The sequence below is a fragment of the Verminephrobacter aporrectodeae subsp. tuberculatae genome (assembly GCF_026127385.1).
Lineage (GTDB): Bacteria > Pseudomonadota > Gammaproteobacteria > Burkholderiales > Burkholderiaceae_C > Acidovorax > Acidovorax aporrectodeae.
Window position 1 is genome coordinate 770,585 of the sequence record NZ_QZCX01000001.1, and the last position, 12,680, is coordinate 783,264.

The following is a 12,680-nucleotide window of genomic DNA, read 5'->3' on the forward strand; positions in this document are numbered from 1 at the left end:
GCAAAAGCGCGAAGCCAAAGCTCGGAGATGAATCGCTTCGTGTCGTCAGTCAACTGACGTTGTTGCATAAATCGAGAGTCCCTGTGTGCAGCGGGTAACACACGTAGGTGTAGCGCGTCAGGCTGTTTCGGGTGCTGCTGTCGGCTTGGTGCCGGATGGTGCGCCGGTCGGTTCGCAGGCCCTGCGGGTCGTGCTGGTAGTGCCCGCTTTGCGTGGGGTGTTCGAGCGGCTGGCCCAGCGCGTCGTAGTGGTAGCTTTGTTCCTGGGGCCGGCTTCTGCCTGGGCCGGTGCTGCGGGTGCTGATGAGTTGGGTGGCGCTGTTGTAGCGGAACCGGGTTTGCCCGTTTTGTTCGTTGCTCACCTGGGTGATCAGGCCCGTGCGCGGGTTGTGTTCGATCTGGCTGCGCCGCCCGCCGGGCTGCTCGATGCGGGTGATGAAGCCACCGCCCCGGTCCCATTCCAGGCGCGTGACGTCGCTGTCCTGCGGGGTTTTCAGGGGGCCGTCTATTTCTACCAGCACGCTCTTGCCGCCGATCATGGCGTAGCGGTAGTGCGTCGTGCGGCTGATTGGGGTGGCCTGCTCCGCGTTGGCAATGGGTCGTGGGTGTCGAGCGGGCTGAATCCGCTTTCGGTCACCTCGGTTGGCTGGCCTGCGGCGTTGTAGCGGATGCGCGTTTGCTGTTCCCTTCCGGGCACCACGCTGGGCCGTGCGATCAGTTCGGGTGCGTATCGCGCGCTTGCGTAGCCGTAGCGCAGCTGCCATTGCGCGGGTTGCGCGCGCCCCTTCGTGTAGGTCACGGTGCTGATTTTTACCGGGCGGCCGTAGACGTCGAGCTCGGTGCGCTTGCCGCTGACCGGCTGGCCTTGCGGGTCCAACTGGGTCACTTCGGTCATCCGGCCCATGGCGTCGTATTGGGTAGCGCTCGTTGCTCGGTCCGTAGCTGGCGCAGCCTGCGCCGCGCACCTCCAGCAGGCGCCATTGCATGGCAATGATTCCGTGCCGGTAGGTGGTTTTTTGTCCCTGGCTATTTGTCAGCACGGTTTGTCTGGGTGTGTGGGTGTCCAGGCAGGCTGGCCGCTGGCAAATGGTGGGGGGAGTACGCCGGGCTGGATTTGAGGGATATTTTTCATGGTTTATCTAGGGCCTGTCATCAATTGAGCCAGACGACCGAAGCGGCGAGATGAACAGCGCCGAGGAAATTGCGTGCAGTTTTGTCATAGCGAGTGGCGATGCAGCGGTATTGCTTGAGCTTGGCAAAGAAGTTCTCGATCAGATGGCGTGCTTTGTACAAATGCCGGTCGTAGTCACGTTGGTCGTTGCGCTTACTGCGTGGCGGGATCACGACGGTCTTGCCTGCCTTGAGCAGTGGCTCGATCACCCGATCCTGGGCGTCATAGGCCTTATCGGCCAAGATTGCATCTGCTTGTATGTCTTTGAGCAAAACGTCAGCTCCTTGGAGGTCGTGCGCCTGGCCAGGCGTCAGGAGAAAGCCTGTGGGATTGCCAAGCGCATCGACCGTGGCGTGGATCTTGGTACTTGCTCCCCCACGACTGCGACCTATGGCTTGGTTTTCTGGCGTCCTCCCTCTTTTTTTTTTGCCCCTGCGCTGTGCTGATGGGCTCTAACAATGGTCGAATCGATCATCACGTACTCGTTGTCCCGGTCTTGCGACAAAGTCTTGAAGATGCGCTGCCAGACATCCGTTTTGCTCCATCGCGAATGGCGCAGATGTACTACCCGAAAATCTCCGAACCGCTCGGGCAGGTCGCGCCACGGGATGCCCGCACGGTATCGGTACAACACCGCCTCAACGAACAAGCGGTTATCGCGTGCCGTCGCCCCAACGTGCCCCTCGCGCCCCGGCAGCATGTCTTTGATGCGCTCCCATTGGTCTTGCCTCAGCGCGTACCTGTGGTTCATCAGCCTTCCTTTGTCATCGTGTTCCGAGTTTAGCGCCGGAGTGACTTCAATTGATGACAGGCCCTAGTCCAATCCATCTCAACCTTCTTTCCATCGGGCATGATCATCCAACCACGCTCAATGATTTCTCCATACTTTATCTGCGGCTCCCTGAAATCCCCACCGGGCATTACATAGCGAAAAGTTCGTCCACCTTTGGCGGTGTACCATTCTTCCACATCCCAGCCAACCAACACAGCATGATCCGCCAAGCGGATTTTGAGACGCAACAACGAACTACCATTTTTACGGATAAAGTCCAAAACCTCATCGGGAATCCGCGAGGCAACCTGGACGGTGTAGTCTCCAAGAATGGTTCCACCTTCAAAGCCAGCAAGAACATTACGCACCCCATTACGATTCTTTCGCTGTTCTGCATCAGCAGTTCTCCATGTCACGTGCAATATTCTGGGAATGGACATGGCCTCGGGATAGGTTGAATGAATACCACGTCCGCCACCCATAGAAAAGTCAGAGTGCCACACCCTGCCATTTTGATCAAGCATCGTGACATTCTTTTTATCTTCACCTACTGCACTAATATACGATGCTCCTCCATGAATTCCTCTATATTTATGGATCAGCATTTTGTCTTCGGGAGTCAAATTGATCACTTTCTCTGGAGGAACTTTGGTCTTCAAAAGGATGTAAGCGCCACCTATCAGAAAGAACCCCGACAACATCATTGACAGCAATTGGCGCTGGTGATTCGAGGATACCAGCGTGGCGAGCTTGCTTCGGGAGGTATTTTCATGCTTCATCTAGTCAGTCCAATCCATCTCAACCTTCTTCCCATCGGGAGTGATCATCCAACCACGCTCAACGACTTTTCCATACTTTATCTTCGGTTCCTTGAAATCTCCACCGGGCATTACATAGCGAAAAGTTCGTCCACCTATGGCGTTGTACCATTCTTCCACATCCCAGCCAACCAACACAGCATGATCCGCCAGGCGGATTTTGAGACGCAACAACGAACTGCCATTTTTACGGATAAAGTCGAAAACCTCATCGGGGATCCGCGAGGCAACCTGGACGGTGTAGTCTCCAAGAATGGTTCCACCTTCAAAGCCATGGGAAATATCAGGCAGTCCATAACTGTTTTCTCGAGCCTCTGCATCCTCAGTTCTCCATGTCACATGTAATGTTCTTGGAATGTACATGGCGTCAGTAAAGGTGGAATGGCGATCACCTCCTTCGCCAAGAGATGATGCAGAATACCACACCACACCATTTTGATTAAGCATCGTTACGCGATTTTTATCTTCACCTACCACACTGATGTACAACGCCCCCCCATGAATTCCTCGATATTTATGGATCAGCATTTTGTCTTCGGGGGTCAAATTGATCACTTTCTCTGGAGGAGATTTAGGCTTCAAAAGGATGTAAGCGCCACCTATCAGAAAGAACCCCGACAACATCATTGACAGCAATTGGCGCTGGTGACTCGTGGATACCAGCGTGGCGAGCTTGCTTTGGGAGGTATTTTTATATTTCATCTAGTCAGTCCAATCCATCTCAACCTTCTTCCCATCGGGGGTGATCATCCAACCACGCTCAATGACTTTTCCATACTTTATCTTCGGTTCCTTGAAATCCCCGCCTGGCATTACATAACGATAAGTTCGTCCACCTATGGCGTTGTACCACTCTTCCACATCCCAGCCAACCAACACAGCATGATCCGCCAGGCGGATTTTGAGACGCAACAACGAATTGCCATTTTTACGAATAAAGTCCAAGACCTCATCGGGAATCCGTGAGGCAACCTGGACGGTATAGTCTCCAAGAATGGTTCCACCTTCAAAGCCATGGGAAATATCAGGCAGTCCATAACTGTTTTCTCGAGCCTCTGCATCCTCAGTTCTCCATGTCACATGCAATGTTCTGGGAATGGACATGGCGTCGGTAAAGGTTGAATAACTGGGCCCTCTTTGACCGAGAGAAAGTTGAAAATCCCACACTGCGCCATTTTGATTAAGCATAGTGATCTTATTTTTTTTCTCACCTATCGCACTGATGTACAGCGCCCCACCATGAATTCCTCGATATTTATGGATCAGCATTTTGTCTTCGGGGGTCAAATTGATCACTTTCTCTGGAAGAGCTTTGGGCTTCAAAAGGATGTAAGCGCCACCTATCAGAAAGAACCCTGACAACATCATTGACAGCAATTGGCGCTGGTGACTCGAGGATACCAGCGTGGCGAGCGTGCTCAAAAAACTGGGTTTTTTCATGATTATTTAATCCTCAGATTTCCGAGATCATAACCATTTTTCAACAACCAATCCTGGTATTTTTTCATATTCACCGTGCCCGTTTCATTGCTTGTATATATACTTTTCTTCCGTCACCAGGGCGGGATTCGGGCCGACGGGTACATGATATGGGATACGAGGCATCAGATCACGTGGTGTATAATTTATAAAGCCGTGTTTTTTGATTTTATCATGAGTCAATCCTGTATTGCTCATCTCAATCTGTTTCACTATTTTGCCATCGGCATAGCGAACATCCCGATCTTCAAGGTTGCCGGTGGCTTCGCCATTGTTTATATTTTCACTCTTGTCGTGCAATACGGGATTGGGTGACACCTTGATCGGCTCTTTGGTCATTTCGACCCCGGCGCTTCGGGCTTGCTCAACCATCCATGCCAATGCAACGTTGGACAAGGAATCGTCCTTATAACCGCCACCAACATCCGCGTGTGAGCCAATAAATCCACGTTCCATCCGAGTTTTATCCTTGGGGATTTCAGTTCCCATGATGGACTCCAATGGAAATGCGCCCAATGCGCTCTCCCCAGTCGATTTTGGCCGATCTCCAGGCAAGATATTACTACGATGCTCATTCAGGGCCACTGCATGGGCGACATAGGAAAACTGAGCGGGTATGGCTAATTTATATTTGTACAACGAATGATTGGTGCTCAACACCGTATCCCACAAGCCCATAAAACGGAAGTTGACCTTTCTGCAGACTTGCTCTTTTGTCTCCTGGTCTTTATAGCTATACCAGCCTTTCGAATCCGTTTTTGCTGCAACTCTGTTGGCAAAATCACGTGCCTGCGCAGCGCCCCGACTAAATCCAATGATATCTACCTGCATGATCTCATCTTCTTTCTTCTTGCTGGCTTCCGCATTGAAATACTCAATCATGCGTTCAATACGATCTGGCCCCGTACAATTCAAACCTTTGTCTTGATCGGCAGGAGAAATAAGGGAAGAAATATACTCAAGAAAAGGACGATAAGGATCAGGAAGATTACCAGAAAGCTTAGGAGGAGTATCAGAAGGATCAGGAAGGGCAGGCGAAAAACATCTCCTTGGTTTAATTGGGCGCGAGGGATCGCTCACATCGACCGTTCCAACACCACTGATATAGCGTTTTGCTCCATTTGATTCGTCGTAGTATCTTTGGAAGGAAATAACATTTGTCATGTTACTCCCTGAATTCAGATCAGACGCATTTGTACTATTCCCCGTCCCATCAAACGCAAACAGCACCAACCCATCTGGATCAATGTATTTAAGCGGGTTGTAGCGCACATAGCTATAGGGATTGGGTCCATCGGGCGTGCCCAGGGGGTCGGGGGTCAGGTACTGACCGCGTTCGGGGTCGTAGTAGCGTTGGCCGTTGTAGTACAGCCCGGTTTCGCTGTCGGCGTATTGGCCTGGCAGGCGCAGGTTTAGTGTGAAGTCCGTTTGCGCGGCTTGTGCATCCAGCCGCACTGTGCGGATGCTTGCTTGCCCAAAGGGCGCGTAGCTGGCCTGCCATGCCAGTTGCCCTTGCGCGTCGGTTGCGGCTTCAATGGCCCCGAGGGGGTTGGCGTGCAGCCATACGATTTTTTCTGCTTGGTCAAACCAGCTTTGCACGATGATTTTCAGATCGGCCAGCACGCTGCGGGGAGCGTCGGCCAGTGGGCGGCCTGCGGGGGTGTCGATGGTGGCTATGGGTCTGTTGGCCAAGTAGATGTATTGGCGCGTGATCCGGCCCTGTGCGTCGAGTTCGGCGCTGAGTTGGCGATCCTCGTACAGGTAGGCTGTGCTGCTGCTGGCCGTGGTTTTGCTGATGCGCTCGCCCCGGTGGTTGTAGTGGTAGCGGGCCAGGCTTGTGCCTTTTTCGCGCACTTCTGTCAGTTTGCCCAGCGCGTCCCATTGGTATTCGCGTTGCCCGATTTGTGTGGGCTGGCCGTTGGCGTCGTAGCGCGCGAGCACGGCGGTCGCCCCTTGCGCTTGTTCTTCGCTCCAGCGGTGGCTTTGCGCGGGGTAGCGGGTTTGCTGCGTGGCTTTTTCCAGTTCGTCCTGCGTTTCTACGCCCTGCTGGCTCAGCACGCGCCGCTCGTTGGGGTCGTAGTGGTAGCGGTTGACTTGTGCCCTCTCTCCTTGTGCCTGCACTCCGGCGACCAGGCGGTTGCGTGCGTCGTAGGCGTAGCTGCTGCGCCCGGATTCTCCCGCGCGGTCCTCGCGGTGCAGCAGGTTGCCGCGCGTATCCCACAGGTAGCGTTGGTCCATTAGCGCCTGCGGGTCCGCTGCCAATCCCAGCGCGCCGGGCAGGGCTTCGGTGTCGGTCTCGTGGTCCGTGGGCTTGGTCGGTGCGGACTGGGCGTGTGCGCTGCGGACTCCCAGCAGCAGTTGGCTGGTCTGGCCCAGCAGTTCTGCTGCGGCCGCGTGCCGCGCCGTTCGCGTTGGCTGCGTCCGGCGGTACACGACGCGCGCCAGTACGCCTTCTTGGCTGCGCTGGTAGTGCGCCTCGATTCCGTTGCCCGTGCGTAGCTGGCTCAATCCCACCAAGTCGCGTTTGAGGTCTTGCACGATGGTTTGCGGCGGGCTGAGCCATTGCAGCCAGCGGGTCTGGATGCGGCTGCGCTGCAGGGCGACGATTTGGCCCTGCGGGTCGCGCTGATAGATCAGGCGGCTGCCGTCGGGCAGGCTGGTGCTGAGCACGTTGCCTTGTTCGTCGTAGGTGTAGCGCGTGAGGCTGTTTCGGGTGCTGCCGTCGGCCTGGTGCCGGATGGTGCGCCGCTCGGTTCGCAGGCCCTGCGCGTCGTGCTGGTAGTGCTCGCTTTGCGTGGGGTGTTCGAGGGCAGTGAGCTGGCTGCCTGTGTAGTGCCAGGTGGTCGTGGTGGTTTTCTTCGGGTCGGCCGCGTCGCTGATGTCTTGGCGCAGGATGCGGCCGCTGATGTCATACGCGTAGTGCGCCTGGTTGCCGGCGGCGTCGCGGTTGGCTATCAGGCGGTCTGCTGCGTCGTATTCCCAAATGCTGGCTCCTGCGTCGGGGTTGCTGGTGCGCACGATGCGGCCAAAATCGTCGCGCATGGGCTGTGCATCCGCTGTGCCGGCTTGGGGCAGCAGCCGGTTGCGGCCTGCGCCGTCGGTCAGGTCCTGTATCTGCCCCCGGGCGTCGTAGCCAATGTGCAGCACTGCTCCGGTGTTGTCCCAGGTCGCCAGCAGTTGGCCTTGTGCGTCGTAGCGGTAGTGCTGTTGTTGCGCCATGCCCGCGCTGTAGCGGCCGGTTTCGAGCAGCCGGCTTTCGCTGTCGTAGCGGTTGTGCACGATCACGCCGTGGGCGTTGGCCTGCCATTGCAAACGCCCCTGCGCGTCCACGCTCAGGCGGGTCTGGGGGCGGTAGGCTTCTTCGGCCCTGTCCTTGTCTGCGTCCAGGCTGCCTTGCCCGGTTTCGCTGAGCTGGCCCAGTGCGTCGTAGCGGTAGCTTTGTTCCTGGGGTCGGCTTCTGCCCGGGCCCGTGCTGCGGGTGCTGATGAGTTGGGTGGCGCTGTTGTAGCGGAATCGGGTTTGCTGGTTTTGTTCGTTGCTCACCTGGGTGATCAGGCCCGTGCGCGGGTCGTGTTCGATCTGGCTGCGCCGTCCGCCGGGCTGCTCGATGCGGGTGATGAAGCTGCCACCCCGGTCCCATTCCAGGCGCGTGACGTCGCTGTCCTGCGGGGTTTTCGGGGGGCCGTCTATTTCTACCAGCACGCTCTTGCCGCCGACCATGGCGTAGCGGTAGTGCGTCGTGCGGTTGATCGGCGTGGCCTGCTCCGCGTTGGCAATGGGTCGCCCCTGGGTGTCGAGCGGGCTGAATCCGCTTTCGGTCACCTCGGTCGGCTGGCCTGCGGCGTTGTAGCGGATGCGCGTTTGCTGTTCCCTTCCGGGCACCACGCTGGGCCGTGCGATCAGTTCGGGCGCGTATTGCGCGCTTGCGTAGCCGTAGCGCAGCTGCCATTGCGCGGGCTGCGCGCGCCCCTTCGCGTAGGCCACGGTGCTGATTTTTACCGGGCGGCCGTAGACGTCGAGCTCGGTGCGCTTGCCGCTGACCGGTTGGCCTTGCGGGTCCAGCTGGGTCACTTCGGTTATCCGGCCCATGGCGTCGTATTGGTAGCGCTCGTTGCTCGGTCCGCAGCTGGCGCAGCCTGCACCGCGCACCTCCAGCAGGCGCCATTGCATGGCAATGATTCCGTGCCGGTAGGTGGTTTTTTGTCCCTGGCTATTCGTCAGCACGGTTTGTCTGGGTGTGCGGGTGTCGAGCGTGACCTTCTCGGTGTCGCTGTCGGGTGCGCCGCGCACGCTGCTGATCGCCAGCGCGTTGGCGTCGTAGCCATAGCTGGCGATGCGTTCGTTCATCGGCCGGCCGTCGCTGCCTTGGCCGCTGACGCTAATGCCCGTGAGCAGGGTCGGGAAGCGCGCGTCTTCGTAGTGGTAGTGCCGGGTGATTCCCTTGCCCTGTTCTGCGGGGTGGCGCACCTGCACCAAGTTCGCGCTCACCTGGAGTTCCTGCTGCTCTCGGGGTTCCTGGACCTTGGCCTGTTCACTGCCTTGCGGCAAGGCGCTGCCATAGCTGTATTCGAAGCGTCCTGCGGGGCTGTCCATGCTTTGCACGCCGTCGTAGCGCGGCGGTTTGGCGATTGCCCGGGACGATTCCTCGTAGCGCTCCAGGCGGGCCTCCCGGTAGTTCAGCCGCAGTTTGCGCCCTTGCGGGTCGGTGACTTGTTGCAAGCGGCCTTGGGCGCCGTATTGCAGTTGCACGCTTTCGCCACTGGGCAGGCTGATGCGCATGAGCCGGCCCCGGTGGTTGAAGAGCAGTTCGCGCCCATCGGTCCAGCGCCACAGGTATTGCTGGGTCCGCGGCGTTCTGCCCGCGTTGCGGATGCTCACCACGCCGTTGTCCGGCTGCTCGCTCGCGCACTGGCTGGGGTCTTGCGCGGTCTTTTTGAAGATGATGCGTGTGCCGTCGGCCTGCACGATTTGCACGGTGTTCCCGATGTCGTACAGATCGGTTTCGTAGCTGAGCTTCCAGCCGCGCCCCAGGATTCCCGGGGGCACGTTGCTGCGGCCGTACTGGCTGTTGTAGTGGCGCACGATTTCCAGTCCGAGCAGGCCGGGCAGCGCGGGCATGTCTTCCTCGCGCTGGTATTTGTTGCCGCTGATGACGTGGATCGGGTTGCCCGCGCCCTGGTTCGTGCCGCTGGTGTTGCCCTGGCTCGCGGGGCCCGGGCTGCCGCAGGTTGCACCGCCTGGCGTGGGGCTGCAGACCCCGCCGCCCGGTCCGGCGGTATCGGGCTTTTCTGTGCCGGGCATGCAGCTTTGGCGCTTCGGGTCGCAGGTCCCCGGCGTCTTGCCTCCGGGCAGACCGTCGAGCGGACCGGCCGATGCGCTTTGGCCGAGCAAGATCGCCCATACAAGGCAGGCTGCGTGCAGCAGTTGCTTCGGGTTCATTTGGTGGCTCCACAGGATGGGCAATGCGTACCGACACAGTCCGTGTCTCCCCCGCCGGCACCCGGGTTGTCAGCGCCACCGGTGCCGCCACCTGGGCCCGGGTCAGCACCGTCGCCGATACCACCGCCTGCACCCGAGTCGCCTCCACCCGGATCGAGCACCGTGCAACCCATGGTGATGCAGTCGGGTGCCGGGGATTTGCCACCCGGACTGCCTGGGCCGCCCGGATTGTTGGAAATCGTGCTCTCGCCCTCGACGGCGTCGCTTTGCATATGCAGCGTGACGTGCGTGACGACCGGCAGCCGGCCCTGTTCGATGAGTTGGCTGTGGAAGCTGTCGCCGCCGTTGTCGAACCACTTCAGGTAGTGCTTGTAGATGGTGCTGACCAACGGAATCTTGAGCTCGTAGCCGTGCGTCACCTTGATCTTGAGCAGGTTCGCGTCCTGCACGCTCTGGCCCGATTGGCTGCCGACGTTTCTGTCGCGGTATGCCAGGCCGGCGTTGGGTATTGCGCGCGCGTTGTACTTTTGCTCCAGCCGGGGATCGCTCCAGTCGTCAAAGCTCGCGCGTGTGGGGTTGAGCAGGTCGATGCGCAGATTGCCCTGCAGGTCGGCCGCCGCCTTGGCCTTGGCCTGCGTCAGTTCGGCGCTGTCGCGGCCCCCGCCGTACAGCGGCACCAGCGCGCGCAGATAGCTTTCGCGGATGTCCGGGAGTTTGGCGTGGGCCATGCTGCCCGCACGCGCGGCCATAAAGCTCGCGTGGTTAATCTGGTTTTTGGAGAAGAACACCAGGCCGTACTGCAGCATGGCCAGCCCCAGCAGCGTGATGATGGGGCCGACCACGGTGAACTCGATCATGGCGCTGCCGCGCTGGCGTGGCGCAGCGGATCGTGGCGTGCTGTGTTGCCGCATGATGAATTGGATCGACAAGGTTTTCTGGCTTGGCAATGACCCAAAATGGGGCGGGAACCCGATACGGAGTTCCCTCTGTGCAGTGGCCGGGGCTACAGGGAAGGAAGGGCGGTTACACCGAGTCCCGGCCAGCATGCACTGGTCACGTCAGTGTATTCCATGGATCACGAATGATAAGCATTCGGTTTCCTGCCGTGGTCGGCACGCTCGCCCAGAGGGATGCACTGATTCTGGAGCAGGACGCGGGTGAACGACCCCGCGCGGCTCATTCCTCACCGGCCTGCGAGGCCGCGGACGCCATGTTCCACAGATCCTGGCCCAGGGGCCGGCTGCGCTCCTCGATGGCGTGCGCCACCAGCCCGGCAACGCGGCCGATGAGCGCGAGTCCCTTGCCGAACTCGGGCGTCAAACCCAGATCGAGCAGCACGGCGCCCTTGCAGCCCGCGGCGTTCAGGGGCATGGGGCGCCCGAGCGCGTGCGCAAGGGCTGCGGCCAACTGCAGCGCGAACCGGCAGTGCACGCCGAAATAGCCATCCTCGCGCGCGATGCGCAGCGCGCGCTCGGTGCGCGGGTCGGCGTGAACGTGGATCGGATGGCCCAGGCCCGGGATCTTCTGGCCTTGCGCGCGGCAGCGCGCGACCACGGCGTGCGCGTGCGCGCCGAGTTCGGCGTCGGAGAGCGCCTCGGGCCGTTCGACGCCGTCGAGCGCCGTGCGCAGAAAGTGCGCGCTCGCTTCGGCGCTTCCCAGAAAACGCGTGCCCGCGCCCAACAGCCCCGCCGCCACGGCCCCCTGGAGCGATTCCGGCGCGCCGTGCAGGGTCAGCCGGGTTGCCAGCGCGCTGGGCGTCAGGCCATGGTCTATGGACGCGACCAGCGCGTTGTTGATCATCCGCCGCAGGCGCGGGTCCGGGAAATGGCCCAGGATGGCCAGGCAGAGGACGTCCACGAAGTCGTGCTTGTCGAGCAAGTCGTCCGCGAGATCATGGCCGCGGATGCAGATATGGTCGGCGTCGCCGCTGCCGATGTGGCTCTTGCGCATTTCCGGTCCTTCCTGTTCAAGCGGCTTTCGATGGCTTGCCTGGCGCCGCCGCTCACCGTGTCTGCGCGTTTGCGCGGAGCACGATTTCCCGCCAGCGCGCGACCTCGGTTTCGGCGAACGTCTGGAACGCCGCGTCCGAAAGGTCCATTGCAAAGCTGCCGATCCGCGCCAGCGCCGCCCGCACGTCGGGCGCTTGCGTGGCGCGCCCGATCGCGCGCGCAAGGCGCTCGACGACGGCGTCGGGCGTCCCCCTGGGCGCGAAAATTCCCGACCAGCCCTCCAGCGCGGCGTCGGGGAAACCGGCCTCGCCGACCGTGGGCACGTCCGGCAGCGCTTCGAGCCGCGCGCCGCCGTTGATCGCCAGTGCGCGCAGCCGGCCAGACGCGATGTGCTGGAGCACGCTTTCCGCATAGTTGAAGCTGATGTCGACGCTGCCGCCGAGCAGGTCGCTCAGGGAGGAGCGGTTGTTGTACGGCACGTGCATGAACTCCACCCGGGCCGCGTCCTGAAAGCGCGCCGCGGCCAGGTGCGTCTGGGTGCCCATTCCCGAGGATGCGTAGCTGACGCGCCCCGGCGCCTTGCGCGCCGCTTCGACCAGTTGCGCCACGCTGTGCCAGGGCGTCATGGAGTGGGTCACCAGCACGGTCGATTGGCGAAACAGCGAATGCACGGCGCGCAGATCGCGCGACGGATCGGTGCGCGCGGCCGGTTGCAGGGCCAGATTCGCGGCCTGCGTGCCATGCGTGCCGTAGAGCAGGGTGTAGCCGTCGGCCGGCGCCCGCGCGACGTACTCCGCGCCGATCATGCCGCTGGCGCCGGGCCGGTTCTCGACGACGACCGGCTGCCCCAGCGCCTGGGCCAGCTGGCGCGCGATCAGCCGCCCCTGGTTGTCGGCGATATTGCCGCCCGCAAAGGGGACCACCAGAGTGATGGGGCGCTCCGGCCAGGCGCCCGCGAATGCGCCGCCAGCGCTGAGCAGCAGGCCCGCTGCCAGGCCGGCGAAATGGGTTGAATGGGTTTTCACGTGGATCATGGGCGCCTCCTGCTGCGCA

The 12,680-nt window shown here is 60.3% G+C and carries 10 protein-coding genes; all 10 read right to left on the reverse strand.

The window, feature by feature from the left end:
* Nucleotides 1-49: 49 nt before the first annotated feature.
* Nucleotides 50-538, reverse strand: a complete 489-nt coding sequence (locus D5041_RS03175) for a hypothetical protein (protein WP_265283865.1) — start codon at nt 536-538, stop codon at nt 50-52.
* Entirely contained in the window at nt 535-903 is a 369-nt protein-coding gene (locus D5041_RS03180; protein WP_265283866.1) for a hypothetical protein, read from the reverse strand. The genes D5041_RS03175 and D5041_RS03180 overlap by 4 nt, the downstream gene beginning before the upstream one ends.
* Before the next feature lie 248 nt (nt 904-1,151).
* A protein-coding gene (locus tag D5041_RS03185) for an IS5 family transposase (RefSeq protein ID WP_407702210.1) occupies nt 1,152-1,921 on the reverse strand; the annotation gives its coding sequence in 2 pieces (ribosomal slippage) (nt 1,152-1,568 and nt 1,571-1,921; 768 coding nt in all).
* A gap of 29 nt (nt 1,922-1,950) precedes the next feature.
* On the reverse strand, nt 1,951-2,721 hold the full coding sequence (locus D5041_RS03190; RefSeq protein ID WP_265283867.1) for a hypothetical protein: 771 nt from the start codon (nt 2,719-2,721) through the stop codon (nt 1,951-1,953).
* Nucleotides 2,722-3,462: a hypothetical protein gene (locus D5041_RS03195; protein WP_138928001.1), complete on the reverse strand. Its 741-nt coding sequence runs from the start codon at nt 3,460-3,462 to the stop codon at nt 2,722-2,724.
* Nucleotides 3,463-4,200 (reverse strand): hypothetical protein, encoded by a 738-nt coding sequence (locus D5041_RS03200; protein WP_265258318.1) that lies wholly within the window; start codon nt 4,198-4,200, stop codon nt 3,463-3,465.
* An 84-nt stretch (nt 4,201-4,284) separates the two neighbouring features.
* Entirely contained in the window at nt 4,285-9,678 is a 5,394-nt protein-coding gene (locus D5041_RS03205; protein ID WP_265283868.1) for an RHS repeat-associated core domain-containing protein, read from the reverse strand.
* Nucleotides 9,675-10,589 (reverse strand): TadE/TadG family type IV pilus assembly protein, encoded by a 915-nt coding sequence (locus D5041_RS03210; RefSeq protein ID WP_321162198.1) that lies wholly within the window; start codon nt 10,587-10,589, stop codon nt 9,675-9,677. Before D5041_RS03210 ends, D5041_RS03205 begins: the two co-directional genes overlap by 4 nt.
* Before the next feature lie 265 nt (nt 10,590-10,854).
* Nucleotides 10,855-11,628, reverse strand: a complete 774-nt coding sequence (locus D5041_RS03215; protein WP_010110444.1) for a citryl-CoA lyase — start codon at nt 11,626-11,628, stop codon at nt 10,855-10,857.
* Nucleotides 11,629-11,680: 52 nt separating this feature from the next.
* Nucleotides 11,681-12,661 carry a Bug family tripartite tricarboxylate transporter substrate binding protein gene (locus D5041_RS03220; protein ID WP_265283870.1) on the reverse strand — a complete coding sequence of 327 codons (981 nt, stop codon included), beginning with the start codon at nt 12,659-12,661 and terminating at the stop codon, nt 11,681-11,683.
* Nucleotides 12,662-12,680: the final 19 nt, after the last annotated feature.

Excerpts from the sequence above, each read along its gene's own strand:
- D5041_RS03200 (WP_265258318.1), bottom strand. The coding sequence starts at position 4,200 with ATGAAAAAACCCAGTTTTTTGAGCACGCTCGCCACGCTGGTATCCTCG.
- D5041_RS03175 (WP_265283865.1), bottom strand. The coding sequence starts at position 538 with ATGATCGGCGGCAAGAGCGTGCTGGTAGAAATAGACGGCCCCCTGAAA.
- D5041_RS03205 (WP_265283868.1), bottom strand. The coding sequence starts at position 9,678 with ATGAACCCGAAGCAACTGCTGCACGCAGCCTGCCTTGTATGGGCGATC.
- D5041_RS03180 (WP_265283866.1), bottom strand. The coding sequence starts at position 903 with ATGGGCCGGATGACCGAAGTGACCCAGTTGGACCCGCAAGGCCAGCCG.
- D5041_RS03210 (WP_321162198.1), bottom strand. The coding sequence starts at position 10,589 with ATGCGGCAACACAGCACGCCACGATCCGCTGCGCCACGCCAGCGCGGC.
- D5041_RS03215 (WP_010110444.1), bottom strand. The coding sequence starts at position 11,628 with ATGCGCAAGAGCCACATCGGCAGCGGCGACGCCGACCATATCTGCATC.
- D5041_RS03220 (WP_265283870.1), bottom strand. The coding sequence starts at position 12,661 with ATGATCCACGTGAAAACCCATTCAACCCATTTCGCCGGCCTGGCAGCG.
- D5041_RS03190 (WP_265283867.1), bottom strand. The coding sequence starts at position 2,721 with ATGAAGCATGAAAATACCTCCCGAAGCAAGCTCGCCACGCTGGTATCC.
- D5041_RS03195 (WP_138928001.1), bottom strand. The coding sequence starts at position 3,462 with ATGAAATATAAAAATACCTCCCAAAGCAAGCTCGCCACGCTGGTATCC.